We start from the raw sequence: 26201 nt of genomic DNA on the forward strand, positions 1-26201 counted from the left end.
CGTTGCGTTAGACGCATCATTGTTGGGATGGCATCGCTGAAGCGCAAGAGTCCCTGGTAGATCGCCTGCGCAGTGCGAGAGGATGACGGAGCAGACGCCCATCACCTGCTGATTCACGCTTACTTGGACCCTGTGGAGTGCTGCATCAGATGCAACTCCGCCCCGTTTTCGGCCGGGCGCATCCCGGTCAGGTAGGCCAGGACGATGAAGCAGGCCGTGCCCGACCCGAGCCACGGCCTGCCCGCACACGAACGCAGGGCCGTCCGCGTGTACAGCGTGGTGCTCGTCGTGGGCACCGCGCTGTGTCTCGCGTTCCTCGCCACGGTGACCCTGCCCGCGGACATCACGCTGTTCGCCCGGGCGGTGACCCGGCTCGGCCTCGGTCACTCGGCGGGCGAGCGACTGGACTCGGCGGCGGTGGTGATCACGCTGGGCGGCGTTCATCTGCTGTGCCTGCGCACGTGGTGGCGGGGGCGCCGGCCCGCGCAGGGGACGTCCCGGGCCTGAGGTCGGTGAGCCGGTCGCGCGCGGGGATGCGCGTACGGTCAGCTCCGGCCCGTCCAGCTGACCAGCGCCTCCTCGACCCGCGCGGCGTCGGGCGCCTCCGCGGCCCAGGCCACGTACCCGTCGGGCCGTACGAGCACGGTCGTACGCCGCCCACTCGCCCAGTGCCCCACCGTCAGCCGGTCCTTGCGGCCGTCCGCGTCGAACGCCCGCGGGGTGATCAGCACGAACCGGCCGCCGCGCAGCGCCTCGTAGAGCCGGCCGCCGGTGAGTGCGACGTCCGGGATGCGCCTGCCGACGAGGGGGTGGGCACCGCGCGGGGCGGCGTACGCGTACCCGATGCCGGTGATCTGGCCCATGGCCCGCCGGCGGACCGGACCGACATGGGAGACAAGGGTGGCCAGCGCGGCGCGCAGCGCCAGGGTCCAGGGGCGTTCGGCCATCGCCAGCCGCACGAGCCCGCCACTGCTGCGCAGCACGGACCTGCCGACGGGGTGGCGCTCGGACTGGTAGGTGTCCAGGAGGCCGGGGTCGGCGTGGCCGTGCAGGACGGCGGCGAGCTTCCAGGAGAGGTTCGCGGCGTCCTGGAGACCGGTGTTCATGCCCTGGCCGCCGGCCGGGGTGTGCACATGCGCGGCGTCCCCGGCCAGGAAGACGCGCCCGACGCGGTACGCGGGCGCCTGCCGCTCGTCGCTGTGGAACCGGGACATCCAGCGGGCGTCGCGCATGCCGTAGTCATGGCCGAGCGAGCGCCGGACGATCTCCCGGACCTCGTCCAGATCGAGCGGCGCGCTGTCGGGCACGTTGCGGTCGCGGCGCCAGCCGATGACCCGGTAGTAGCCGTCACCGAAGGGCGCGATGAAGGCGAAGGCGTCTCCGACCGCGTTCGCGGTCAGCAGTTGCTCCGGCTTCTCCTCGAGGAGGACGTCGGCCAGGACGACGGAACGGATGACGGACTTGCCGGGGAAGGGCAGGCCGACGGCCTGGCGGACGGCGCTGTGCAGACCGTCGGTGCCGACGGCGTACGCGGCGCGCATCTCACCGGGCTCGCCGTCGGCCCGGCGGACGTGCAGCGTCACGCCGTCGGCGTCCTGGCTCAGGCCGGTGACCTCGGTCTCGTAGGCGAACCGCGCCCCGGCCTCCACCGCGCGCCGCTCCAGCCCCTTCTCCACCTCGTACTGCGGGAGGACGAGGACATGGTTGAAGCGGGAGGGGAGGGTGCCCAGCCGGATGGTCAGACCGCCAAAGAGCCGGAGGTCGGAGAGGGGTTGCCCCGTCGCCTCCAGCTCGTCGGCGAGCCCGCGGGCGTCGAGCTGCTCCAGGGTGCGGGCGTGCAGGGCAAAGGCCCGGGAGAGATTGCTGATCTGGTGGGGGCGCTTCTCGACGAGGGTGACGGGGATGCCCGCGGCGGCGAGATCGCCGGCGAGGAGGAGTCCGGTGGGACCGGCGCCGACGACGAGGACACCGGCGGCGGTGCCGTTACCGGAAGCACCGGAAGAACCGGAAGAAGCGGTGGTGCGGGTCTTGCCTGCCATGGCGACCTCCTGATGCCAACGCCTGTAGGCCAACGCCCGTTTGCCAACATAGGGTGACCCCACTGGACTGTCAACACACGTTGGCCTACGTTTGTTGGCATGTCCGAGAACGCACCCCGCCGCTCCGACGCCACCCGCACCGCGATCCTCGCCGCCGCCCGTGAGCGCTTCGCCTCCGACGGCTATGAACGCGCCACGATCCGCGCGATCGCCAAGGACGCGCGCATCGACCCGTCCATGGTGATGCGCTACTACGGATCGAAGGAGGGCCTCTTCGACGCGGTCCTCGACGTCGATCTACGCATGCCCGACCCTCAGCGGCTGGGCCGGCACGACATGGGCAAGGTGCTGGTGAGCCACTTCCTCACCCTCTGGGAGGAGAACAACGACGTGCTCACGGCGATGCTGCGGGTCGGCGTCACCAACCCGGCGGGGGCCGAGCGGTTGCAGGCGGTCTTCCGGGACCAGTTGCTGCCGGTCGCGCGGCACGCCTGCCCGGACCCCGAGCAGGCGCCGACCCGCGCCGGGCTCATCGTCTCGCAGATGCTGGGGCTGGCGCTCACGCGATACGTGCTGAAGCTCCCCCCGGCCGTCGCCCTGGCTCCCGAGGAGGTCGTGGCCTGGCTCGGCCCCACGGTGCAGCGCTACCTCACGGCGCCGCACCCGTAGCGGACCCCGCCCCTGGCGGAGCGCACGCGCAGGGGCGCCACCCGTGGGGGCGCCACCCGTGGGGGCGCCACCCGTAGAGGCGCCACCCGTAGCCGCGGCAAGCGCCGGGTGCCGTACGTCCGGGTGCCCTACGTCCGGGTGCCGTACGTCCGGGTGAAACGGCGAGGGAGTCCGCGCGCCTGACGGGTGCGCGGACTCCCTCGCCGAGAGATGCCGATGGCCGAATGCGGCCGACGGCCGCGGGCGGCACCCGCGGCTGTCCGGACGGGGGTCAGCCCCGCTTGCGGGACTTGTCGGTGACCATGACCAGGCCCGCGATGACCAGGAAGAGCACGATCGGCGCCGCCACGAACAGCCCCAGCGTCGAGGCCATGCTCAGGGACTTGCCGGGGTCGTCGCCGTCGTCGCGGGTCAGCGCGAGGGCGGGGGACGACATGAGCAGCGTGATCAGCGTCGTACCGGCGGCCAGGGCGCCGGCGCGCAGGGCGTTCTTCTTGTCCACGGTGCAAAAGTAGCGAACGCCTGAACGGCCCGCGCGGCCGGGGTGCGGTCTGAGGCCTCAGGCCCCCGCCCCAGCCGCTCTCGGTGGCTCACCGTCGTCCTCACCCGGCGTGCCCCTCCCCCGCAGTACGTTCACCAGCGCGTGCAGCCGCGGAGCGGCCGCCAGGTCCTCAAGGGTCATGGGGCGCCCGTCCGCGTCCGCGATCGGCAGGCGCCAATTGGGGTACTGGTCCCAGGTGCCCGGCAGGTTCTGCGGGCGGCGGTCGCCCACCCCGTCGGGGAGCCAGACGCCGACCAGACGGGCGGGGGTGCGCAGCAGGAAGCGGTGCACGGCCTGGATCTCGATCTCCTCCGCGACCGCCGAGCCCCCTCCGCCCGTCCCCTTCAGCAGGCCGAGCCGGGACAGCAGGGCGAGCCATTCGCGGGTGTCGGCGGCCGCCGCGGCGCGTTCCTGGTCCAGGGGGCGGGTCAGCAGGCCCAGCCGGGCGCGCAGATCGACGTGTTCGCCGGTGAGCCGGGCGGCGGTCGACGGCAGGTCGTGGGTGGTGGCGGTGGCCAGGCAGTCCGTTCGCCAGCGCTCGGGCGGCAGGGGCTGCCCGTTGCCCTCCCAGTCCCGTTCGAACCACAGCACGGAGGTGCCGAGCACCCCGCGCTCGTGCAGCGCCTCGCGCACCCCGGGCTCCACCGTCCCGAGGTCCTCGCCGATGACCAGCGCCCCGGCCCGCGAGGCTTCCAGAACCAGGACGGCGAGCATCGCCTCGGCGTCGTAGCGGACGTAGGTGCCCTCTGTGGGCGGCTGCCCCTGCGGCACCCACCACAGCCGGAACAGGCCCATGACATGGTCGATGCGCAGGGCGCCCGCGTGCCGGAGCAGGGCGCGCAGGAGCCGGCGGTAGGGGGCGTAGCCGCAGGAGGCGAGGCGGTCGGGGCGCCAGGGGGGCAGGCCCCAGTCCTGGCCGCGCGCGTTGAAGGCGTCCGGCGGGGCGCCCACCGACATGCCTCCCGCGAGGTACTCCTGCTGCGCCCAGGCGTCGGCGCCGCCCGGATGCACGCCGACCGCGAGGTCGTGGATCAGCCCGACCGCCATCCCGGCGTCGCGGGCGGTGCGCTGGGCGGTGGCGAGCTGGGCGTCGGTCAGCCAGGCGAGCCGGCAGTGGAAGTCGACGCGGTCCAGCAGCGCGCGGCGGGCGCGGGCGGTCTCGGCCGAGCGCGGATCACGCAGCCGGGAGGGCCAGTTCTGCCAGTCGGAGCCGTACACCTCCGCGAGCGCGCACCAGGTCGCGTGGTCCTCCAGCACCTCCCCCTCCTCGGCGAGGAAGTCGGCGTACGCGGCGCGCCGTCCGGGTCCGAGGGGGACGGCGTGCACGAGTTCGAGCGCCTCGCGCTTGAGTTCCCACACGGCGTCGCGGTCGATCAGCGCGCCCTTGTCGAGGACGGTCTCCCGCAGCCGCGCGGCGCGCTCCAGCAGGGCCCGGAGGCGGGCCCGCTCCTCGACGTACGGGAACTCGGGGACGTCCTCGATGCGCAGGTGCACCGGGTCCGGGTAGCGGCGCGAGGAGGGACGGTAGGGCGACGGGTCGGTGGGGGCGCCGGGTACGGCCGCGTGCAACGGGTTGACCTGCACGAACCCGGCGCCCAGCGCGCGCCCGGCCCAGGCGGTCAGCTCGGCGAGGTCACCCAGGTCGCCCATGCCCCAGGAGCGGCCGGAGAGCAGGGAGTAGAGCTGGACGAGCAGTCCGTAGGAGCGGGCCGGCGGTGCGGGCAGCCGGGCGGGCGCGGCGACCAGGTGGGCGTCGGCGGTGCGTCCGTCGGGCGCGGTGACGTGCAACAGGTGGACGCCGGGCGGCAGTTGCTCGGCCGAGGCGCGGATCTCGCCCTGCTCGGTCTCGACGCGAAGACGGGTGCCGTCCGGGAGGGCGGCGAGCGCGGCGGGCGGCCGTCCACCCCAGCCGACCACGGTCGGTGGCAGCAGCCGCTCGCGCAGCTCCGTCTCGCGCGCGGCGAGGGCGTGACGTACGGCGTCCGGGGTGCTCGCGTCGACCCCGAGCGCGGCCAGCGCGGCGGTGACGGCGGTGTCCGACACGGCGACCGTACGGTCCGGAGAGGGGCGGTAGGAGGTGGCCACGCCGTGCAGCGCGGCGAGCCGGGCCAGGGGCGTCTCGTCGCGCGCGGGGTCGGCCGGCGTCATCTAGAACCCCGTGGCGTCCGGGCCGACGGCGGAGGGCTCGCTGGTCAGGTGGGTGGCTTCGGCGAGCGGGGGCTCGCTGGTCAGGGGCTCGGCGTCGGGCAGCGGCGGCTCGCTGGTCAGCGGTGCCGCCGCGTAGGCGCCCTCCGCGCTGAGGACGCTCAGCAGGGTCTCGGGGTCGGCGGACGGTTCCGCGTCCCGTTTGGACGGGGCCGGGAGCAGGGGGTGTGCCGGTGCGGCCACGGAGGCCTCCTTGTCGTCGTACGACGGATGCGAGTGAGAGCAGGCCTACCCAGTGGGCGCGTTCGCAGACGTACGAGGACGAGCGAGGTGCCTCTGTTCACAACCCGTCCCCTGCGGTCCGTCACGAGGGACACATGCGACACATGGGCCACTCCCGTCGACACCCTAACGAAGCGGACCACCGACTCGATGCGTGACGCACACGACCGGGCTCACGGGCCGGACGTGCCGACGCAGAGACAGAGCCCCTGAAACGACAACCCCGGGCCACGACGGCGGACCGGCCCCGCGGTGCGCGGGGCCGGTCAGGAGGCGGCCGGGAACGCGAAGGCCCGGATCGTCAGGCGGAAATGCCGTCGATCCGGGCCAAGGCGTCATCCGCGCCGTACGGCTGCAGGTATGGCAGCCAGCGCGGGTCCCTATGCCCGGTGCCGATGATGCGCCACGCCAGACCGGTGGGCGGAGCGGGTTTGTGACGGAGCCGCCAGCCGATCTCGAAGAGATGGCGGTCGGCCTTGACGTGGTTGCAGCGCCTGCAGGACGCCACGACGTTGTCCCAGACGTGCTGACCACCGCGGCTGCGCGGAATGACGTGGTCGACGCTGGTTGCGACGCCACCGCAGTACATGCACCGGCCGCCGTCACGCGCGAAGAGCGCGCGCCGGGTAAGAGGAACGGGCCCCCGGTAGGGAACCCGCACGAATCGCTTCAGCCGGACCACGCTGGGCGCGGGGACGGTGACGGTTGCGCTGTGCATATAGGCGCCGGACTCCTCGAGGCAGATGGCCTTGTTCTCGAGGACTAGGACGAGCGCGCGGCGGAGCGGTACGACGCCGAGTGGCTCGTACGACGCGTTGAGGACCAGGACATGCGGCACGGATGCCTCCTTGTACGCCGGCGGCGCGTGGCTCGCGCCGGGACGATCTGCAGCCAGTCTCCCCTCATGCCTGGTGGAAGCGCCACCATGTCCCGGTAACGGGCTGGGAGTGTTTTCGACCACACCTGAAGCATCCCCCGCCGAGCGCCCCCTTACTTCCCCAGGTGAGCACGGTCTCTCCTTCGGACACCGCGACGATCCCCACACGATGCCCCGTTAGTGTGGTGCCTCTGCCGTCCGGTGTCCTTTCCGTGACCTTGACCGCCAGCGCCGGAGGCAGACACCGCACATGGAGGTACCCGCCGTGTCCTTGCCCGCCCTACTGGCCACCGGCGCCACGCCGACGCCGGCTCCCTCGGAGACGACGGCTCCGGGGGTTGCCACGCTGCAGGACGCCCAGCAGAGCGCGACGAAAGCCGCCAGCTGGGTCGAGCAGAACTGGTCCACCTGGCTCGCGATCGGCCTCAGGGTCGTCCTGATCCTGGTGATCGCGGCGGTACTGAGAGTGGCGGTGCGACGGGCGATCACCAAGCTGATCGACCGCATGAACCGGACGGTCCAGGCGGTGGACGGCACGGCGCTCGGCGGCCTGCTGGTGAACGCGGAGCGCCGCCGGCAGCGCTCGCAGGCGATCGGCTCGGTGCTGCGCTCGGTGGCGTCCTTCGTGATCATGGGTACGGCCGCGCTGATGGTGCTGTCCACCTTCCAGATCGATCTGGCGCCGCTGCTCGCCTCCGCGGGTGTGGCGGGCGTGGCGATCGGTTTCGGCGCGCGCAACCTGGTGACGGACTTCCTGTCCGGCGTCTTCATGATCCTCGAGGACCAGTACGGCGTCGGCGACACCATCGACGCGGGGGTCGCCTCCGGCGAGGTGATCGAGGTGGGCCTGCGCGTGACCAAGCTGCGCGGTGACGGCGGCGAGATCTGGTACGTCCGCAACGGCGAGGTCAAGCGCATCGGCAACCTCTCGCAGGGCTGGGCGACGGCCGGGGTGGACGTGACCGTCCGCGCGAGCGAGGACCTGGACCGGGTGAGGGCGACCCTCGACGCGGTGGCCGAGCAGATGAGCAAGGAAGAGCCCTGGAACGAGCGCCTGTGGGGGCCGATCGAGGTGCTCGGCCTGGACAGCGTGCTGCTGGACTCGATGGTCGTGCGCGTCTCGGCGAAGACGATGCCGGGCAAGGCCGTGGCGGTGGAGCGCGAGCTGCGCTGGCGCATCAAGCGGGCCTTCGACGAGGCGAACATCCGTATCGTGGGTGGCCTGCCGACCGTGCCGGAGGACGAGCTCCCGGCCGACCCGACGGCCACGATGGCGGCCCCGTCGGCGTACTCGAACTCGGCCTCGCCCCAGACGGAGACGGCGTCCGCGATCCTGCCGCCGCGCCCGGCCGCGAAGTAGCACCCACGGGACACATGGGAAGGGCGCCCGGAGGATTCCGGGCGCCCTTCCCGTCGTACGCCCACGTACGCCCACCGCTTCAGCCAGTTCCGCCACCACGCCCGGAACGCCGCGCGGCGGCCCTCGGCCACCGCCCCGCGATACGCGGCCTCGACCTGCGCCGTAGCCATCCCGCGCCCAGGTAACGACTTGGTTGCCGGCAGTGGCCGGTATTGACGCCTCCACGACACCGGGCCTACTTTCCTCTCAGCAATAGGAAACTTTCCTAACAGTGATCTTCGGGGGGGCTGCCCGGCCACGGCACCGTCCCGGAGGAGGATCACCCGGTGGACTTCCCGGCGGCCCCGCTGCGAAGCTGGGCCGTTGAAAGGCAGGTGGCGACACACATGGCAGGATCCGCCGGTACGCCGGGCACCCCGCGCGTGCTGCGCGCCATGAACGACCGCGCCGCCCTCGATCTGCTTCTGGAGCACGGTCCGCTCAGCCGCACCCGCATCGGCAAGCTCACCGGCCTGTCGAAGCCCACCGCCTCCCAGCTGCTCGCCCGACTCGAAGCCGCCGGCCTCGTCCTGATGACCGGCACGAGCGAGGGCCGCCCGGGCCCCAGCGCCCAGCTGTACGTCGTCAACCCGACCGCCGCCCATGTCGCGGGCGTCGACGTCACCCCCGAGCGCATCCTCGCCGCCGTCGCCGACATCACCGGCAGAACGGTCGGCACACACGAGCTGCCCACCCCGGGCCGCCGCCCCGCGCATCCCGTCGTACGTCAGGTCACCGACGCCCTCGGCGGCGCGGTGAAGGCCGCCGGGCTCGCCATCGCCGACGTGCACCGCGTCGTCATAGGGACCCCGGGCGCCTTCGACCCCACCACCGGCCGCCTGCGCTACGCCTCGCATCTGCCGGGCTGGCACTCCCCCGCCCTGCTGGACGAACTCGCCGCCGCGCTCCCGATGCCCGTCGAGTACGAGAACGACGTCAACCTCGTCGCCCTCGCCGAGCAACGGCTCGGTGCGGCCAGGGGCCACGACGACTTCGTCCTGTTGTGGAACGAGGGCGGTCTCGGCGCCGCCCTCGTCCTCGGCGGCCGGCTGCACCGCGGCTGGACCGGCGGCGCCGGCGAGGTCGGCTTCCTGCCGGTGCCCGGCGCCCCCCTGGTCCGCCAGGTGACCAAGGCCAACAGCGGCGGCTACCAGGAGCTGGCCGGCTCCCAGTCCCTCCCGAAGCTGGCCCGCGAACTCGGCGTCAAGGACCTGCCCACCGGCCCGTACACCGAGGTCGCCGCCGCCCTCGTCGCCCAGGGCGCCGACAGCGCCACGGGCCCCCACCGGCGCCTCCTGGAGACGTACGCGACACGGCTCGCCACCGGTCTTGCCGCCCTCGTCTCGGTGCTGGATCCCGAACTCGTCGTCCTCAGCGGCGCCTCGCTCACCGCCGGTGGCGAGCCGCTGCGGTCCCTGCTCCAGGCAGAACTGGAGGAGCTGGCCGCGTCCCGGCCGCGCCTGGTCATCGGCGACGTACGCGAACACCCCGTGGTGCGCGGCGCGTTGGAGAGCGCGCTGGCGACCACCCGCGACGAGGTCTTCGACACCTCGCGCTGAGCACCCGCCGGGCCCCACCCCGGTCTGCCCCCCGGTCCCGACACCCGCCCAGGTCGAACCCACACCCCGCCCGTCCCAGGGAGACCCCGTCATGCCCGAAGTCATGCCCGAAGTGATCCGAAAGACGGCTTTCGTCCTCACCGCGTCCCTCGCTCTCCTCACCACCGCCTGTACCGGCCAGTCCTCCTCCGGCGCGAACGACGACACGTCCAAGGAGACCACCATCAACTTCTGGCACGCCTGGAGCGCGCCCACCGAGACCAAGGCCGTGAACGCGCTGATCGCGGGCTTCGAGAAGGCGCACCCCAACATCCACGTCAACGTCGTCGCCAACATGACCGACGACAAGATCAACCAGGCGCTGCGCACCGGCGGCGACAAGGCACCCGACGTCATCTCCTCGTTCACCACCAACAACGTCGGCAAGTTCTGCTCCTCGGGCGCCCTCGTCGATCTCAACCCCTTCTTCGAGAAGGCGGGCATCGACCCGGGCACGACCTTCCCGAAGGCGATGAACGAGTACACGCAGTACGCCGGCAACCGCTGCACGGTGCCGCTGCTGGGCGACGCGTACGGGCTCTACTACGACAAGACCGCCTTCGCGAAGGCCGGGATCAAGAACCCGCCCAGGACGTGGTCCGAGTTCGAGGCGGACGCCAAGAAGCTGACGATCACCGACGGCGACAGCTACAAGCAGCTCGGGTTCATGCCGAACTACCACGGCTGGGAGTCGACGACCGAGCACTACTTCGCCCAGTTCTCGCCGACGTACTTCGACAAGGGCGGCAAGTCGAACCTCGCCAAGGACCCCGCCTTCACGGCCGGTTTCACGCTCCAGAAGCAACTGGTGGACGAACTGGGCGGCTTCCAGAAGCTGGAGAAGTACCGTTCCCAGCTGGGTGACGAGTGGGGCCCCAAGCACCCCTTCCACACCGGCCAGGTCGCGATGCAGCTCGACGGTGAGTGGCGCCTGGGCATGGCCCTGGACGCGAGGCCGGCGTTCGACATCGGGGTGGCCCCGCTGCCCGTGCCCGACGACCAGGCCGCCCAGTACGGCAAGGGCTACATCACCGGCACCATCGCGGGCGTCGCCGCCACCAGCAAGAAGCAGAACGCGGCCTGGGAGCTGGTGAAGTACATGACCACGGACACCGACGCGGTGGTCGGCTTCGCCAACGACATCCACAACGTGCCGTCCACGCTGGCCGCGCTGAAGTCGCCCAAGCTGAAGTACGACCCGCGCTTCAAGACGTTCCTGGACATCGCCGCCGATCCGAACTCGACGACGACGCCCGCGTCCATCAACGGCGGCCAGTACCTCGTGACGATCCAGCAGTTCGGCTACGACTACGAGAGCGGCAAGGCCAAGGACCTCAAGGCCGGGCTGGCGAGCACGGCCAAGCAGATCGACACGGACATCGCGCAGGCGAAGTAGCCATGAGCACGATCACCCTCGCGTCCAAGCGCCGCCGCGCGGCGCTTCGGACGGCCGCGTTCATGTCGCCCTGGCTGATCGGCTTCGCGGTCTTCTTCGCGTACCCGCTGATCTCCACGGTCTACTTCTCGTTCATGCACTACGACGGCTTCAAGCCGCCGGCCTGGAGCGGGGCGCAGAACTGGACGTATGTCTTCCACGACTACCCGCTGTTCTGGCCCGCCCTGCGCAACACCCTCTGGCTGGTCGTGATCACGGTCAGCCTGCGGGTCGTGTTCGGGCTCGGCGTCGGCCTGCTGATCACGAAGGTCAAGACGGCCACGGGCGTCTTCCGGACCCTCTTCTACCTGCCCTACCTCGCCCCGCCCGTCGCCGCCACCATGGCCTTCGCCTTCCTCCTCAATCCCGGCACGGGACCGGTCAACGCGATGCTCGACACGATCGGCATCCCGGCTCCGGGCTGGTTCAACGACCCCGCCTGGTCCAAGCCCGCCCTCACCCTGCTCGCCCTGTGGGGCGTCGGCGACCTCATGGTCATCTTCATGGCCGCGCTGCTCGACGTGCCGCAGGAGCAGTACGAGGCCGCCGAACTGGACGGAGCGTCCGCGTGGCAGCGCTTCCGGTACGTCACCCTGCCGAACATCTCGCCGATCGTGATGTTCGCTGTGGTCACCGGGGTGATCCAGACCATGCAGTACTACACGCAGCCCCTGATCGCGGGGAAGGTCGCCTCCGGCGTCATCCAGGGCGCGGGGACGCAGTTCGAGCCGGGCTACCCCGAGAAGTCCACGCTCACCCTGCCCCAGCTCGTCTACAACCTCGGCTTCCAGCGCTTCGACTACGGCTCCGCCTGTGTGGTCGCGCTCGTGCTCTTCGCCCTGTCGATGGTGTTCACCGCGTTCCTGATGCGGCGCCGGGGCGGTCTCAACCTGGCAGGTGACTGACCATGACCCAAGTACTCGACAAGCCCCTGGAGTTGCGGGCACCCCTCTCACCGGCCGAACGCTCCGCCCGGCGCAGAGCCGCCCTGGAGTGGATCGCGGTCCACTCCCTGGGCGTGGCCGCCGCTCTCTTCTTCACGCTCCCCTTCGTGTTCGTGTTGCTGACCTCGCTGATGAGCGACTCCCAGGCGCTCAGCCGCGATCTGATCCCGCACTCCTGGGAGTGGGGCAACTACCGGAAGGTCTTCGACACGCCCGGCTTCCTCACCTGGTGGAAGAACACGCTGGTCTACGCCGGCCTGGGCACGGTCCTGACCGTCGTGTCGTCGATCCCGGTCGCGTACGCCCTCGCCAAGTTCCGCTTCCGGGGCCGCGGTCTGTCCCTCATGCTGGTGATCTCGATGATGATGCTGCCACCGCAGGTGATCATCATCCCGATGTACCTGTTCTGGGCGAAGCAGCTGGATCTGTCGGGCACTCTGTGGCCGCTGATCATCCCAATGGCGTTCGGCGACGCGTTCTCCATCTTCCTGCTGCGCCAGTTCCTGATGACCATCCCGAACGAGTACCTGGACGCGGCGAAGGTCGACGGCTGCGGTGATCTGCGGACCCTGCTGAAGGTGGTGCTGCCCATGGCCAGGCCGGGCATCGCCGCCGTCGCGCTCTTCCAGTTCTTCTACGCCTGGAACGACTACTTCGGCCCGCAGATCTACGCCTCGGAGAACCCGGGCGCATGGACGCTCAGTTACGGCCTGGAGTCGTTCAAGGGCGCGCACCACACCGACTGGAACCTCACCATGGCCGCGACCGTGCTGGTCATGGCCCCAGTGATCCTCGTGTTCTTCTTCGCCCAGAAGGCGTTCGTCGAGGGTGTCACGCTCACCGGAGTGAAGGGCTAGTACGACATGAAACTCACCGTGGTCGGCGGAGGGTCGACCTACACCCCCGAACTCATCGACGGATTCGCGCGGCTGAGGGACGCCCTGCCGGTGGAGGAGCTGGTCCTCGTCGATCCGGCCGCCGAGCGCCTCGAGCTGGTGGGCGGGCTGGCCCGGCGCATCTTCGCGCGCCAGGGGCACGGCGGCCGAATCGTCACCACCTCCGACCTGGACGCGGGCGTCGAGGGCGCCGACGCGGTGCTCCTCCAGCTGCGCGTCGGCGGCCAGGCCGCGCGCGAGCAGGACGAGACCTGGCCGCTGGAGTGCGGCTGCGTCGGCCAGGAGACGACCGGCGCGGGCGGTCTCGCCAAGGCGCTGCGCACGGTGCCGGTCGTCCTCGACATCGCCGAACGCGTCCGCCGCGCCAATCCGCGGGCCTGGATCATCGACTTCACCAACCCGGTCGGCATCGTCACCCGTGCCCTCCTCCAGGAGGGCCACCGGGCGGTGGGCCTGTGCAACGTGGCGATCGGCTTCCAGCGCAAGTTCGCCGCCCTGCTCGGTGTGGCGCCCCTCGATGTGCACCTCGACCATGTGGGCCTCAACCACCTCACCTGGGAAACAGGTGTGCGCCTGGGCGGCCCCGAGGGCGAGGACGTCCTGCCCAAGCTGCTCGCCCGGCACGGCGACGCGATCGCCGACGACCTGCACCTGCCGCGCTCCCTGGTCGACCGGCTGGGCGTGGTCCCCTCGTACTACCTGCGCTACTACTACGCGCACGACGAGGTCGTGCGGGAGCTGCGCACGAAGCCCTCGCGCGCCGCCGAAGTGGTTGCCATGGAACGGCAGTTGCTGCAGATGTACGGCGACCCGGCGCTCGACGAGAAGCCCGCGCTGCTCGCCCGGCGGGGCGGCGCCTACTACTCGGAGGCGGCCGTCGACCTCGCCGCCGCGCTGCTGGGCGGAGGCGGGTCCCCGTACCAGGTGGTGAACGCGTACAACAAGGGCACGCTGCCCTTCCTGCCGGACGACGCGGTGATCGAGGTGCAGGCCGCCGTGGGACCGCACGGCCCGACTCCCCTGCCCGTGCCCGAAGTGGACCCGCTGTACGCGGGGCTGATGGCGAACGTGACCGCGTACGAGGAGCTGGCCCTCTCGGCCGCGCTGCGCGGGGGCCGCGACCGGGTGTTCCGGGCCCTGCTCGCCCACCCCCTCATCGGCCAGTACGCCTACGCCGACACCCTCACCGACCAGTTGATCGCGCACAACCGGGAGCACCTCGCGTGGGCCTGACCGCAAGTGTCCTCGCCATCGACGCGGGCAACAGCAAGACCGACGTCGCCGTCGTGGCCGCCGACGGCCACGTCCTCGCCGCCGCGCGGGGCGGGGGGTTCCGGCCGCCGTCCGTGGGCGTGGAGAGGGCCCTGAACACCCTGGCCGAGGTCGTCGAACAGGCCTTCGCCAAGGCCGGGGTCACCTCGGCCGGTCATGTCTCCGCCTGTCTCGCCAACGCCGACCTCCCGGTGGAGGAGGAGCAGTTGGCGGCCGCGCTGCACGCGCGCGGGTGGGGCGGGACCGTCGAGGTGCGCAACGACACCTTCGCCGTCCTGCGGGCCGGCGTCGCCGAACCCCGGGGGGTGGCGGTCGTGTGCGGCGCCGGCATCAACTGCGTCGGCATGCGCCCCGACGGCAGCACCGCCCGCTTCCCCGCGCTCGGCCGTATCTCCGGTGACTGGGGCGGCGGTTGGGGCCTTGCGGAGGAGGCCCTGTGGTGGGCGGCCCGCGCCGAGGACGGCCGGGGCGACCCCACCGCCCTGGCCCGCACCCTGCCCGCGCACTTCGGGCTCGACTCCATGTACGCGCTCATCGAGGCGCTGCACCTGGAGCACATCGGGCACGACCGGCGCCACGAGCTGACGCCGGTGCTGTTCGCCACGGCCGGGGAAGGCGATCCGGTGGCGCGTGCGATCGTCGACCGGCTGGCCGAGGAGGTGGTGGCCATGGCCACGGTCGCGCTGACCCGGCTCGACCTGCTCGACGAGGAGACCCCGGTACTGCTCGGTGGCAGCATCCTGGCCGCCCGCCACCCCCAACTCGACGACCGCGTGCGGGAACTGCTGGCCGCCCGCGCCCCCAAGGCGGTGCCCCGGGTGGTCACCGCCCGCCCCGTCCTCGGCGCGGCCCTCCTCGGCCTGGACCACCAACGGGCCCCCCAGGAGGCCCACACCCGCGTGCGGGCCCAGTACGAGGGCTAGGGGGCCTTCCGACGGATCTCCGCGGCCAAGCCCGCCGCCCACCTCCGACCTCACGACCGGGAACCGAACACCCGCGCGTCGCGTTTTCATGGGTGGGGGTGGTACGAGGCAGCACGCGGCACCGGCGGTCGGCGGAACGCTGCGATCCGATCAAGATCGCGCGAAGGCCCTGTGCGGATGTCGGCTTCGGCGGCGATACTTGCCGCCGTGCGCCTGCGTCCGGCTCCCGCGTTCGGGCGGAGGTGAGCGACGGACGGCCATGGGGGAGGTCAAGTGACACAACCGCAGCAGGGTGGCGCGCCACCGGCGACACCGACGAGACCGGCCGTACCACCGCAGTCCACGATTCCGGCGGCACGGCCGGCTCCCGTGCCTCCGGGCCGCCCCGCCACCGCCCCGCCGCGCCGCACGGCCTTCGCCGAGGGCGTCGACCGGCTGCGGGCCGCCGCGGTGACCGAGCCCGGCAGGCTGCGCATCCTCGGCGCCGTCCTCGCGCTCCTCGTCGTCGGGTTCGGGGCCGTCAGCGCCTGGCAGATGTCCGACCGTTCCACCGCGGCCGACGACGTGCTGCACAGCAGCCAGCCGCTCAGCGCGGGCGCCGCCGACATCTACCGTTCCCTCGCGGACGCCAACACGACGGCCTCCAGCGGCTTCCTGTCCGGCGGCCAGGAGCCCGCCGCGACCACCAGGCGCTACGAGCAGGACATCGAGACCGCCGCCGCGGGGCTCGTCACAGCGGCCGCCGGCACCGAGCCCGGCTCCGCCTCCGCGGCCACCGTCGCCAAGCTCAACAAGCTGCTCCCGCAGTACAAGGGCCTGGTCGAGCGGGCCCGTGCCAACAACCGGCAGGGCTTCCCGGTGGGTGGCGCGTATCTGCGGGCGGCGAACGAGAAGATGCAGCACGAGATGCTGCCGGCCGCGCAGGAGCTGTACACCACGGAGAACCAGCGGCTGGGCGCCGACTACGCGAACGCGACCCCGTATCCGTGGTTCGCGCTCGTCCTCGGCGTCCTCGCGCTGGCCGCCCTCGGCTGGGCGCAGCGGCGTCACTATCTGCGGACCAACCGGGTGCTGAACCACGGCCTGGTCGCCGCCACGGCCGCCTCCGCGATCGTCCTGCTGTGGATGGTCGTCGGCCACAGCGTCGCCCGCGCCGGGCTCGACTCCTCGTACGAGCACGGCGTCCGCTCGCTGAACGCGCTGCACGACGCGCGCATCGCCTCCCTGAACGCCCGCGGCAACGAGAACCTCACGCTGGTCAGCCGTGGCGCCGAGACCAAGAAGCTGCCCGACGGGCGGGTCGAGGACGCGTACGACTACGCGTTCCAGCAGGAGATGAAGACGCTGTCGGCCGGCCTCGCCCAGGCCGAGTCCCTCGCCGACGACCAGGCGGGCAAGCAGCCCGTGTCCGCCGCGACCGGCGACATGAAGGTCTGGCAGGACCGCCACAAGCAGGCGCGGGCCGCCGACGACGACGGAAACTACCAGGCGGCGCTGAAGAAGATCATAGGCGCCAAGGCCGACCAGCCGACGGGCGAGTGCTTCGACGGTGTGGACACGAACCTGAAGAAGGCGCTGGGCCACGAGGAAGGCCGGTTCCAGCAGGCGGCGGGCGCCGGCCGGGACGCGTTGACCGGGCTCCCAGTGGGCGCGGCGGTCCTCGCGGTGCTGGGCGCGGCGGGTGCGGTGCTGGGCATCGGGCGCAGGCTTTCGGAGTACCGGTGAGAGGCGGAGGGGCGATGAACGCGCGGCGCCTGAGGGCGAGCCTGAAGGGCTGGGGCGGTGTGGGCGCGATGCTGGTCGCCTGCGTCCTCACCATGGTCTTCGCGCTGCTGCTGCCGCTGACCGGCGCGTCCGGGGGCGGCTCCACGGGCACCGGCGGCCAGGGCCTCGCCGAGGGCACGCAGGCGAAGGCCGACTCCTGCGGCGACCACCCCGAGCGGCTGAGCCCGCCGCCGTCCTCCGACGAGAGCGGACCGGCGGTCGCGGCGATCAAGAAGCGCGGCTATCTGTCGGTGGGCGTGGACCAGAACAGCTACCGCTGGGGCTACCGGGACCCCAACACGCCGGGCAGCGACCTGGAGGGCTTCGACATCGACCTCGCCCACGAGATCGCCCGCCAGATCCTCCACGACCCGAACGCCGTCCGCTTCCATGCGATTCCCACCAACCAGCGCATCCCGGCCATCAAGAGTGGGCAGGTGGACATGGTGGTGCGCACCATGACGATCACCTGCAGCCGGCTGACGGAAGTCGCCTTCTCCGACCCGTACTTCACGACCGGCCAGCAGGTCCTGGCACCGAAGGCGTCCGGCATCACGGGCTACGACACGTCGCTCGCCGGCAGCAGGATCTGCTCGGCCCAGGGGTCGACGGCCAACACCAAGCTGACGGAGGACAAGAAGTCCGGCCGGCTCGCCGCGTCCGCCGACATCTCCACCACCGTCCCCAACCAGCTCGACTGCCTGGTGAAACTGCAGCTCGGCGAGGTCGACGCCGTCGTCACCGACGGTGCGCTCGCGGCGAGCCAGGCGGCCCAGGACCCGACCGTCGAACTCAAGGGGAAGCCCTTCACGACCGAGTACTACGGGGTGGCGATGAACAAGCAGGCCCAGGATCTGGTGCGCCGGGTCAACCAGGTGCTCGTGGACTACCGCAGAAGCGGTTGGGGAGCCTCGTACGCCAAGTGGCTGTCCCAGACGCTGGGCGCGGACTCGGCGTCGTCGCTGCCGCCGTCCTCCTGACCGACGCGACCACAACAACCGACGCAACCGACCTGATACCACTGGAGAGTTACCCCGGCGCACCGGACACGCGCACAGGGCACGAGGAGAGCGAGAGGTGATCGATGGGCGTCACGGGACCCACCGGGCCGGTGATGGACCGGGACGAGGTGGACCGTGCGCTGGCGCGGCTCGGCGCGGAGCACGAGGCCATAGAGACCTCGCTGCTCGCCCTGCAGGACCACGCGGGCCGCAGACTTCTGGAAGGCGCCGAGCTGACGGGCGTCACCAAGGAGCGCTGGACGTCGGCGGAGGCGTCGATCACCCTGCTGTGGGCGTACTTCGACGCCTACTCGGACGCCCTGCGCACCGCGCGCGAGATCCGCGCCCGGCGGCGCTGGTCCAGCCGCGAGGACCTGATCGAGCTGACCGAACTGCTGCGCGGCGCGAGCGTCACCGTCGCGGGAAGCGCCACGGCGACGGCGAACGCGCCGACGCTCACCGGCACCGGCAGGCTCAGCGAGCAGTTCACCCTGGCGCAGCTCGTGGAGCGGATGAACGAGCTGTACGCGTCCTCGCTCGACATGGTCGTCGCCGCCGACGCCGTGTGGTCGGCACTGCCCGCCCGGATCGATTTACTGGCCGCGGAGTTGAAGCGCACCCGCCAGCTGGCGCACTCCGTGGGCGTACGCCCCGGGGAGCACCCGGCGGGCGACGACCTGGAGCGCATCACGCGCACGCTGACGAAGCTGCGTGAACAGGTGATCTCCGATCCGCTGGCGTACTGGGTCGCGGCACAGGGGAGTTCGGCGCCCGGAGGCGGCCGCCCGGACATGACGACGTACGACCGCGAGGCGCGCGCCCTGGAGGACGTGCGCCGGGAGATCGACGCGGTGCTGACGGTCCGTCAGGACGCGGAGACGCGGATCGTCAAGCTGCGCGATCTGCTCAGCCGCGCCGACCGCACCCTGTCGGAGGCCCGCAGCGCGCGCGGTGAGGTCCTCGCGAAGATCGCCGCCTCGGAGGTGCCCGCGGTCAGCGGCCCGCCGACCGCGCTGCAGGAGCAGTTGGCGACGGCCGCCGAGTACCGCAGACACGCCCAGTGGCACCGTCTCTCACCGCTCCTTGAGTCCCTGGAGCAAAAGGCCGAGGACGAACTGCTGCGCGCACGCGAGTCGTTGACGGCGGTCACCGCGCCTCTCGCGGTCCGCGCCGAGCTGCGCGGCCGCCTGGACGCGTACAAGGCGAAGGTCGCCCGGCACGGCCTCGCGGAGGACCCGCTGCTGGTCGAGCGGTACGACACGGCCCGCCGCATGCTGTGGAGCGCGCCCTGCGACCTCAGAGTCGCCGAACAGGCGGTGCTGCGCTACCAGCAGGCGGCCGCGGAGTTGCTCGGCCCGCGCGTGCCCGGCCAGGCCGCGCCGGCCGACCGGAGGGGGGAAGCATGAGTCAGTCGGGGCAGACGTGCCAGCGGCCGGACTGCGAGGGATCGTACGAGGACGTGGGCGGCGGCGAGCTGTACTGCGACACGTGTGGGCTCGCGCCGGTCGTGTCGGCGTCCGGCATGGTCGGCTCGGCGCCCACGGGCATCACCGCCGGCGGCAGGGGCTCCCGGGGTTCGGGGAGCGGCAGCTCGCGCTCCAGTTCGCGGACGTCGTCGCGGTCGTCCCAGTCCCGGCGGTCGGTGTCGGGCCGGCTGTCCGGGAAGTCCACCGGCCGCTCGGTGTCCGTGCGCAGCTCGGGTACGGCGTCCGGGAGCTCCGGGCGCAGCCGTCTGGGCCTCGGTCTGGTCCAGGTGCCGGACGTGCCGCGGCCCGACCCGCGCGCGATGGTGCTGGACAACCCCGAGGTGCCCGAGCGCAAGCGGTTCTGCTCGCGCTCCGACTGCGGCGCCCCTGTCGGACGGGCGCGCGGCGACCGGCCCGGACGCACGGAGGGCTTCTGCACGAAGTGCGGCCACCCGTACTCGTTCGTGCCGAAGCTGCACGCCGGGGACATCGTGCACGGCCAGTACGAGGTCGTGGGCTGCCTCGCGCACGGCGGGCTCGGCTGGATCTACCTGGCGGTGGACCGCGCGGTCTCCGACCGGTGGGTGGTCCTCAAGGGCCTGCTGGACACCGGCGACCAGGACGCGATGGCGGCGGCGATCTCCGAGCGGCGCTTCCTCGCGGAGATCGAGCACTCCAACATCGTGCGCATCTACAACTTCGTGGAGCACCTCGACCAGCGCACCGGCTCGCTCGACGGGTACATCGTCATGGAGTACGTCGGCGGCAAGTCGCTGAAGGAGATCGCCAATTCCCGCCGCACACCGGACGGGAAGCGGGATCCGCTGCCGGTGGAGCAGGCGTGCGCGTACGGCATCGAGGCGCTGGAGGCGCTCGGCCATCTGCACAACCGCAACCTCCTGTACTGCGACTTCAAGGTCGACAACGCGATCCAGACCGAGGACCAGCTCAAGCTGATCGACATGGGCGCGGTGCGCAGGATGGACGACGACGAGTCGGCCATCTACGGCACGGTGGGCTACCAGGCGCCGGAGGTCGCGGAGGCCGGCCCGTCGGTGGCGAGCGACCTGTACACGGTGGCGCGCACCCTCGCGGTGCTCACCTTCGACTTCCAGGGCTACACGAACGTCTACGTGGACTCCCTGCCCGATCCGGACACCATCGAGGTCTTCCGCCGCTACGAGTCCTTCTACCGCTTCCTGGTCCGCGCCACCGACCCGGATCCGGCCCGCCGGTTCGCCTCCGCGCAGGAGATGGCGGAGCAGCTGACCGGTGTGCTGCGGGAGGTGGTCGCCGTCCAGACGGGCCGGCCGCGGCCCGCGCTCTCGACGTTGTTCGGGCCGGAAGTCAAGGTGACGGACACGGAGTTGTTCCCGAAGCTGGACGGAGAAGTCTCGCGACTGGGGGCGAGGGTGGTGTCGGCGCGCCGCCGGGGCGGAACCGCCGGGGGCGTGCTTCCCCCGACGCCGGGCACCGCGGGCTCCGGCTCCGGCCCCGTCCATCTGCCGTCCGCAGCGGGTGGTTTCGCGCCCGCGCCCGTGGCCGGCCCCGCAGCGGCCGGGGCGCCGGGCGGCGGCTGGACGGCAGGGGCTGGCACGGCCTGGAACGCTCCCGGCGGCGCGGCCCTCGGTGCGCCCGGCACGTCGGCCGTCGTCAAGCCGGTCGACGCGCCCGCCGCCGCCCTCGCCCTGCCCGTCCCGCGTGTCGACCCCGGCGACCCCAACGCCGGCTTCCTGGCCGGTCTGCTGACGTCCGCGCCGGCCGAGCTGATCGCCGCGCTGCGCGCCGCGCCTGCGAGCTCCCTGGAGCTGCGCCTGCGCGAGCTGCGGGCCCGGCTGGAAATGGGCGACACGGGCAGCGCCGGACGGACCCTCGCGGCCCTGGAGGCGGACCACCCCGACGACTGGCGGGTCGTCTGGTACCGCGGTGTCACCGCCCTCGTCACCGGCGACCACGAGGCCGCCGCGCTCTCCTTCGACGCGATCTACGACGCCTTCCCCGGCGAGCCCGCGCCGAAGCTCGCCCTCGGCGTGTGCGCCGAGGTCCTCGGCCAGCTCGACAACGCGGCCGAGTACTACGGCCTCGTCTGGAGCACCGATCCCAGCTACGTCGGTTCGGCGTTCGGCCTGGCCCGTGTCCAGCTCGCCACGGGCGACCGCCGTGGCGCCGTACGCACCCTGGAGTCCGTGCCGGAGGCCTCCATCCACTACACCGCGGCCCGCGTCGCCGCCGTACGGGCGCGGCTGCGGCAGCGCACGGGCCCCGACCCGGCCTTCCTGGACGACCTCGTGGCCGCCGCGGGGCAGGTCCAGGCGCTGGAGGCGTACGGCCTGGACGCCGTGCGGCGCGAGCAGTTGTCCACAGAGGTGCTCGGCTGTGCCCTGGACTGGGTACTCTCCGGTAGCCAGGGCTCCGCGCCGCCCGGTGACAACGGACGGGCGCTGCTCGGCAGCGACCTGGACGAGCGTGGCCTGCGCTTCGGTCTGGAGCGCTCGTACCGGACGCTGGCCAGACTCGCCCAGGGCGGCGAGGAGAGGATCGACCTGGTGGAACGTGCCAACCGTTACCGCCCCCGGACGTGGGTGTGATCGATGTCCCAGATGTCCCAGCCGACGGCGCTGTCGAGGTGCCCCAGTTGTGAGGAGCCGCTGGAGTCGGGCGACCGCTTCTGCGGCGCCTGCGGGTACGACCTGTCGGTGGTGCCCGCCCCTCCGCCGGACGCCCCGACGCTGACCATGAACGGCAGGGCGCCGCACCCCCGTTCGGAGACGGACCCGGTGCACTGGCCGGCCGCCCCCGCGCCGGGCGGCCCGGGCGCGCCCGCCGCGGTGCACCTGCCGACCGACATCCCGGGCACGGACTCGGGCGGCTCCGAACTGTCCGGCGCGCCCGCCGCCCCGGCCGCGCACACCGCCGGGGCCGCATCCAAGGGCGTACGGTTCGACCGTCCGCCGGAGCCCGACGACTACCACCTGGCGTCCCCCGAGCTGTCGGCTCCGCTCGCGCACGGGGGGCACCCGTCCCGGCCCGTCGACCCACGCACCGCCGCCCCGCCGACGCCTCCCGCCGGCACCAAGGTCTGCGTGGCCTGTCGCGCGGGCAACGTGGACACCGACGGCTACTGCGAGAACTGCGGTCATGCCCAGCCGCGCGAACGCGACCACATGGAGCAGGAGTCGGGCACGGTCGCCGCGGTCAGCGACCGGGGCCTGCGCCACCACCGCAACGAGGACGCGTTCGCGGTCGCCACGGCCGCGCTGCCGGACGGCTCGCCCGCCGTCGTCGCGATCGTGTGCGACGGCGTCTCCTCGGCGACCCGTCCCGACGACGCCTCCCTCGCCGCCGCCCGGACCGCGAACGAGGCGCTGCTGGAGGCCCTGCCCCGGGGCACCCATCCCCAGCAGGCCATGTACGACGCGATCGTCGCCGCCTCGCACGCCGTCAACGCGCTGGCCACGGAGCCGGAGACGGCCAAGGAACACGCCCCGCACCAGAACGCGCCCGCCTGCACCCTCGTCGGCGCGGTCGTCACCGCCGGCCTGCTGGTCGTCGGCTGGGTCGGCGACAGCCGCGCCTACTGGGTCCCGGTGGACCGCGGCGCTCCCCCGGCCCGGCTCACCGAGGACGACTCGTGGGCCGCGCAGATGGTGGCCGCGGGTCTGATGAGCGAAGCCCAGGCCTACGCCGACGAGCGCGCCCACGCGATCACGGGCTGGCTCGGCGCGGACGCGTACGAACTGGAGCCGCACACCGCTTCCTTCAAGCCGGACCGGCCGGGTGTGGTGGTGGTGTGCACGGACGGGCTGTGGAACTACGCCGAGGCCGCCGAGGAGATGGCCGAGGTGGTGCCGCCCGACGCCGAGCGGCGGCCACTGCACGCCGCCCGCGTGCTGGTGGGCCACGCCCTGGACGGCGGGGGCCACGACAACGTAACAGTGGCGGTCCTGCCGTTCCCGGCCGCGCCGCAGGGGGCAGGATCCGCGTGAGGCGCGCCCCCGGACGCGCCCGTCGCCGGCCGAGGCCGGACCAAGGACCGGAGGGGACCGGTCCGCAACCAGTCACCACCCCACAGCGCTGGGGGTCTTGAGGGGGATCAGAGAAGGCATGGCCAATTTCTCGAAGTCGAACGTGCCGCAGTTCTCGATGGACGTCTACCAGAACGAGTACCTGCCGGAGGGCGGGCGCGAGGTCAACGCCATCGTGACGGTGACTGCGACCGGCGGCGGCACGATCGGAAACGCGGTCGCGGCGCCCCACGTCCACTCGCCGGGGCGGGGCCCGAGCGCGGCCGTGGCGATCATGGTGGACTGCTCGGGATCGATGGACTACCCGCCGACCAAGATGCGCAACGCGCGCGAGGCGACGGCCGCGGCCATCGACACCCTGCGCGACGGCGTGCACTTCGCGGTGATCGGCGGTACCCATGTGGCCAAGGAGGTCTACCCGGGCGGCGGCCGGCTCGCCGTCGCCGACCCGACCACCCGCGACCAGGCCAAGCAGGCGCTGCGCAGACTGAGCGCGGGCGGCGGCACCGCGATCGGCACCTGGCTGCGCCTTGCCGACCGGCTGCTGTCCTCGGCGGACGTCTCGATCCGGCACGGCATCCTGCTCACCGACGGTCGCAACGAACACGAGTCGCCCGAGGACCTGAAGGCCACGCTGGACGCCTGTGCGGGCCGTTTCACGTGTGACGCGCGTGGAGTGGGCACCGACTGGGAGGTCAAGGAGGTCACGGGGATCGCCTCCGCGCTGCTCGGCACCGCCGACATCGTCGCCGACCCGGCCGCCCTCGCCGCCGACTTCACACAGATGATGGAGACGGCCATGGGCAAGGAGGTGGCGGACGTCTCACTGCGGCTGTGGACGCCCGTGGGCACCGAGATCAAGTTCGTCAAGCAGGTGGCGCCCGCGGTCGAGGAGCTGACCGACCGTCGGGTCGAGGCGGGACCGCGCGCCGGGGACTACCCGACCGGCTCCTGGGGCGACGAGTCCCGCGACTACCACGTGTGCGTCCAGGTCTCACCCGCGAACATCGGGCAGGAGATGCTGGCCGCCCGTGTCTCCCTGGTGATTCCGCGGGGCGACGGCAGCGCCGAGAACCTCGGCGCCCAGGGGCTCGTACGGGCGGTGTGGACCGACGACATGGCGGCGTCCACGTCGATCAACCCCCAAGTGGCCCACTACACGGGCCAGGCCGAACTGGCACAAGCCATCCAGCAGGGCCTGGATCTCCGCAAAGCGGGCGATGTCGACGGGGCAACGGCCAAGCTGGGGCGGGCCGTTCAGCTCGCCAGCGCGTCGGGGAACGCGGATACTGCGAAACTGCTTGCGAAGGTGGTGGACGTGGTCGACGCCGCGGCAGGTACTGTGCGACTGAAGGCGAAGGTCGCGGAGGCCGACGAGATGACGCTCGAAACACGGTCCACAAAGACTGTTCGTGTAAAGAAGTGACCTGGAAGTCCTGACAGCAGCGAGCCCGACCCAACGGGGTTGGAGAACCACGCCGGTCGCAGCGACCGGAGAAGGAGAGGGGGAAGCGCCGACATGCCGACCTGCCCGAACGGACACCAGTCGGGTTCCGACGACTGGTGCGAGGTCTGCGGTCACCGTATGGCCGGTGCCGTGCCCCCGCCGCCTCCACCACCACCGCCGACCGCCGGTTACGGCTATCCGCCGCCGGGTTCGCCCCCACCGCCTCCGGGTGCCGGGGGTCCTCCCGGGGGTCTTCCCGGCGGTCCTCCCGGGGGACGGCCGCACTCCGCCGTGCCCGACCCCGAGCCGGAACTCTGCCCGCAGTGCCGCACGCCCCGCGAGGGCGGCGCCCCGTTCTGCGAGGAGTGCCGGTGGAACTTCCTGACCAACACGGCGACCTCGTACACCCCCGCCGCACCGCGCCCGCCCGCGCCGAACCCGGCGCTGCGCTTCCAGCAGGGCGGGCAGACCACGACCGGCCCCGACTCCTACGACTACCAGAGCTCCCGGCCGTCGCAGGTGAACCGGCCCGCGGAACCGATTCCGCCGGGCCCGCCGTTCGGCAGCGAGCCGTCGGGGCCGACGGGCTTCGGGCAGGACCCCGCGCGCCCGTCCGGCTTCGGGGCCGACCCCTCGCGTCCCCACTTCGGCGGGGATCCGTCGCGTCCGGTTCCTCCGCCGCCCGGGCCCCCGTCCGGCGGTCCTGGTGGTCCCGGCGGCGGCCCACAGAGCGGTGCCCCGTCCTTCCAGCAGGGCGCTCCGCCCGCCGCGTACCAGCGGCCCGGCCCGCCTCCCCCGCCGCCCACCCAGGGCTTCCCGCCGCCCCCGCCGCGGTCCGGCGGTCCCTCCTTCGGCGAAGGTGGCGACGACTGGGTCATCTCGCCTCCGTCGTCCGCCCAGGCGACCGGCACACCCGGCGGTCCCGGAGGTCCCGGAGGTCCCGGAGGTCCGGGTGCGCCCGGCGGCCCCGGTGGCGGTCAGGGCGGTGGGTACGGCTATCCGCAGCCCGGTTCCACCCAGGCGCCGCCCCGCCCCTACGAGCAGCAGCCGGCGACCTGGACCGCGACCATCGGCCCGGACCGCGAGTACTTCATGGCGATGATGCAGCGCTCCGGGCCCGAGGCCGCGGGCCTGAACCTGCCGGCGTACTCCCCGGAGCAGCAGCGGGCGCTCACCGGAAACCAGGTCACCATCGGGCGCCGTCGCCACTCCACCGGCGACACCCCCGACATCGACCTGTCGGTGCCGCCGGAGGATCCGGGCGTCTCGCACCAGCACGCGGTCCTGGTCCAGCAGCAGGACGGCTCCTGGGCGGTCGTCGACCAGAACTCCACCAACGGCACCACGGTCAACGGCGGCGAGGAGCCCATCCAGCCCTTCGTCCCGGTGCCCCTGCAGGACGGGGACCGGGTGCACGTGGGCGCGTGGACGACGATCACGATCCGCCGGGGCTGAGCACCACGGTCCGCGTACGCGCG

At 72.4% G+C, this 26201-nt stretch carries 21 protein-coding genes; 16 read left to right on the plus strand and 5 right to left on the minus strand.

Annotated features, from left to right (window positions below; all coding sequences use genetic code 11):
• Positions 1-204: 204 nt before the first annotated feature.
• Complete coding sequence (locus ASC56_RS05550) at positions 205-507, plus strand: hypothetical protein (protein WP_055490044.1); 303 nt, start codon at positions 205-207, stop codon at positions 505-507.
• A gap of 38 nt (positions 508-545) precedes the next feature.
• Here ASC56_RS05550 and ASC56_RS05555 read toward each other — a convergent pair whose 3' ends face one another.
• Entirely contained in the window at positions 546-2039 is a 1494-nt protein-coding gene (locus ASC56_RS05555) for an FAD-dependent monooxygenase (protein WP_055490045.1), read from the minus strand.
• A 99-nt stretch (positions 2040-2138) separates the two neighbouring features.
• Between ASC56_RS05555 and ASC56_RS05560 the strand changes: the two genes are divergently transcribed.
• Positions 2139-2708, plus strand: a complete 570-nt coding sequence (locus ASC56_RS05560; RefSeq protein WP_055490046.1) for a TetR family transcriptional regulator — start codon at positions 2139-2141, stop codon at positions 2706-2708.
• Positions 2709-2979: 271 nt separating this feature from the next.
• On the opposite strand, the gene ASC56_RS05565 is transcribed toward ASC56_RS05560, so the two are convergent.
• From ASC56_RS05565 to ASC56_RS05580, 4 genes are all read right to left on the minus strand, one after another.
• On the minus strand, positions 2980-3210 hold the full coding sequence (locus tag ASC56_RS05565) for a hypothetical protein (RefSeq protein WP_055490047.1): 231 nt from the start codon (positions 3208-3210) through the stop codon (positions 2980-2982).
• 57 nt (positions 3211-3267) lie between these two features.
• On the minus strand, positions 3268-5397 hold the full coding sequence (gene malQ, locus ASC56_RS05570; RefSeq protein ID WP_055490048.1) for a 4-alpha-glucanotransferase: 2130 nt from the start codon (positions 5395-5397) through the stop codon (positions 3268-3270).
• The gene (locus ASC56_RS05575; protein WP_055490049.1) at positions 5398-5637 is read right to left on the minus strand and encodes a hypothetical protein; all 240 of its coding nucleotides are present in this window, start codon (positions 5635-5637) and stop codon (positions 5398-5400) included.
• Between the two features lie 340 nt (positions 5638-5977).
• Complete coding sequence (locus ASC56_RS05580; protein WP_055490050.1) at positions 5978-6514, minus strand: HNH endonuclease; 537 nt, start codon at positions 6512-6514, stop codon at positions 5978-5980.
• A gap of 304 nt (positions 6515-6818) precedes the next feature.
• Between ASC56_RS05580 and ASC56_RS05585 the strand changes: the two genes are divergently transcribed.
• The 14 genes from ASC56_RS05585 to ASC56_RS05650 all read left to right on the plus strand — a co-directional run bounded on the left by ASC56_RS05585 (position 6819) and on the right by ASC56_RS05650 (position 26178).
• Positions 6819-7913: a mechanosensitive ion channel family protein gene (locus ASC56_RS05585; RefSeq protein ID WP_234376849.1), complete on the plus strand. Its 1095-nt coding sequence runs from the start codon at positions 6819-6821 to the stop codon at positions 7911-7913.
• A 386-nt stretch (positions 7914-8299) separates the two neighbouring features.
• Complete coding sequence (locus tag ASC56_RS05590) at positions 8300-9511, plus strand: ROK family transcriptional regulator (RefSeq protein ID WP_055490052.1); 1212 nt, start codon at positions 8300-8302, stop codon at positions 9509-9511.
• 103 nt (positions 9512-9614) lie between these two features.
• The gene (locus ASC56_RS05595; RefSeq protein WP_055490189.1) at positions 9615-10946 is read left to right on the plus strand and encodes an ABC transporter substrate-binding protein; all 1332 of its coding nucleotides are present in this window, start codon (positions 9615-9617) and stop codon (positions 10944-10946) included.
• Between the two features lie 2 nt (positions 10947-10948).
• A complete protein-coding gene (locus ASC56_RS05600; RefSeq protein WP_055490053.1) occupies positions 10949-11890 on the plus strand; it encodes a carbohydrate ABC transporter permease in 942 nt (313 codons plus the stop codon).
• Between the two features lie 2 nt (positions 11891-11892).
• A complete protein-coding gene (locus ASC56_RS05605; protein WP_055490054.1) occupies positions 11893-12786 on the plus strand; it encodes a carbohydrate ABC transporter permease in 894 nt (297 codons plus the stop codon).
• 6 nt (positions 12787-12792) lie between these two features.
• Positions 12793-14058, plus strand: a complete 1266-nt coding sequence (locus ASC56_RS05610; protein WP_055490055.1) for a 6-phospho-beta-glucosidase — start codon at positions 12793-12795, stop codon at positions 14056-14058.
• Positions 14049-15020, plus strand: a complete 972-nt coding sequence (locus ASC56_RS05615; protein ID WP_055490056.1) for an N-acetylglucosamine kinase — start codon at positions 14049-14051, stop codon at positions 15018-15020. The genes ASC56_RS05610 and ASC56_RS05615 overlap by 10 nt, the downstream gene beginning before the upstream one ends.
• 273 nt (positions 15021-15293) lie before the next feature.
• Positions 15294-16745 (plus strand): hypothetical protein, encoded by a 1452-nt coding sequence (locus ASC56_RS05620; protein ID WP_055490057.1) that lies wholly within the window; start codon positions 15294-15296, stop codon positions 16743-16745.
• A gap of 14 nt (positions 16746-16759) precedes the next feature.
• Positions 16760-17764 (plus strand): glutamate ABC transporter substrate-binding protein, encoded by a 1005-nt coding sequence (locus ASC56_RS05625; RefSeq protein ID WP_055490058.1) that lies wholly within the window; start codon positions 16760-16762, stop codon positions 17762-17764.
• A gap of 104 nt (positions 17765-17868) precedes the next feature.
• Positions 17869-19191 carry a hypothetical protein gene (locus ASC56_RS05630; RefSeq protein ID WP_055490059.1) on the plus strand — a complete coding sequence of 441 codons (1323 nt, stop codon included), beginning with the start codon at positions 17869-17871 and terminating at the stop codon, positions 19189-19191.
• Positions 19188-21839: a serine/threonine-protein kinase gene (locus tag ASC56_RS05635; protein WP_055490060.1), complete on the plus strand. Its 2652-nt coding sequence runs from the start codon at positions 19188-19190 to the stop codon at positions 21837-21839. The genes ASC56_RS05630 and ASC56_RS05635 overlap by 4 nt, the downstream gene beginning before the upstream one ends.
• 3 nt (positions 21840-21842) lie before the next feature.
• Complete coding sequence (locus ASC56_RS05640) at positions 21843-23237, plus strand: PP2C family serine/threonine-protein phosphatase (RefSeq protein ID WP_079102303.1); 1395 nt, start codon at positions 21843-21845, stop codon at positions 23235-23237.
• Positions 23238-23355: 118 nt separating this feature from the next.
• A complete protein-coding gene (locus ASC56_RS05645) occupies positions 23356-24702 on the plus strand; it encodes a VWA domain-containing protein (RefSeq protein WP_055490062.1) in 1347 nt (448 codons plus the stop codon).
• 93 nt (positions 24703-24795) lie between these two features.
• The gene (locus ASC56_RS05650) at positions 24796-26178 is read left to right on the plus strand and encodes an FHA domain-containing protein (RefSeq protein WP_055490063.1); all 1383 of its coding nucleotides are present in this window, start codon (positions 24796-24798) and stop codon (positions 26176-26178) included.
• Positions 26179-26201 lie beyond the last annotated feature (23 nt).

It is taken from the genome of Streptomyces sp. TP-A0356 (assembly GCF_001417775.1).
Classification (GTDB): domain Bacteria; phylum Actinomycetota; class Actinomycetes; order Streptomycetales; family Streptomycetaceae; genus Streptomyces.

Bases quoted from the DNA above. Each gene is read 5' to 3' on its own strand.
- ASC56_RS05640 (WP_079102303.1), top strand. From the start codon at position 21,843: ATGTCCCAGATGTCCCAGCCGACGGCGCTGTCGAGGTGCCCCAGTTGT.
- ASC56_RS05630 (WP_055490059.1), top strand. From the start codon at position 17,869: ATGGGCGTCACGGGACCCACCGGGCCGGTGATGGACCGGGACGAGGTG.
- ASC56_RS05550 (WP_055490044.1), top strand. From the start codon at position 205: ATGAAGCAGGCCGTGCCCGACCCGAGCCACGGCCTGCCCGCACACGAA.
- ASC56_RS05625 (WP_055490058.1), top strand. From the start codon at position 16,760: ATGAACGCGCGGCGCCTGAGGGCGAGCCTGAAGGGCTGGGGCGGTGTG.
- ASC56_RS05635 (WP_055490060.1), top strand. From the start codon at position 19,188: ATGAGTCAGTCGGGGCAGACGTGCCAGCGGCCGGACTGCGAGGGATCG.
- ASC56_RS05650 (WP_055490063.1), top strand. From the start codon at position 24,796: ATGCCGACCTGCCCGAACGGACACCAGTCGGGTTCCGACGACTGGTGC.
- ASC56_RS05645 (WP_055490062.1), top strand. From the start codon at position 23,356: ATGGCCAATTTCTCGAAGTCGAACGTGCCGCAGTTCTCGATGGACGTC.
- malQ (WP_055490048.1), bottom strand. From the start codon at position 5,397: ATGACGCCGGCCGACCCCGCGCGCGACGAGACGCCCCTGGCCCGGCTC.
- ASC56_RS05610 (WP_055490055.1), top strand. From the start codon at position 12,793: ATGAAACTCACCGTGGTCGGCGGAGGGTCGACCTACACCCCCGAACTC.
- ASC56_RS05590 (WP_055490052.1), top strand. From the start codon at position 8,300: ATGGCAGGATCCGCCGGTACGCCGGGCACCCCGCGCGTGCTGCGCGCC.
- ASC56_RS05560 (WP_055490046.1), top strand. From the start codon at position 2,139: ATGTCCGAGAACGCACCCCGCCGCTCCGACGCCACCCGCACCGCGATC.
- ASC56_RS05605 (WP_055490054.1), top strand. From the start codon at position 11,893: ATGACCCAAGTACTCGACAAGCCCCTGGAGTTGCGGGCACCCCTCTCA.
- ASC56_RS05600 (WP_055490053.1), top strand. From the start codon at position 10,949: ATGAGCACGATCACCCTCGCGTCCAAGCGCCGCCGCGCGGCGCTTCGG.
- ASC56_RS05595 (WP_055490189.1), top strand. From the start codon at position 9,615: ATGCCCGAAGTGATCCGAAAGACGGCTTTCGTCCTCACCGCGTCCCTC.
- ASC56_RS05555 (WP_055490045.1), bottom strand. From the start codon at position 2,039: ATGGCAGGCAAGACCCGCACCACCGCTTCTTCCGGTTCTTCCGGTGCT.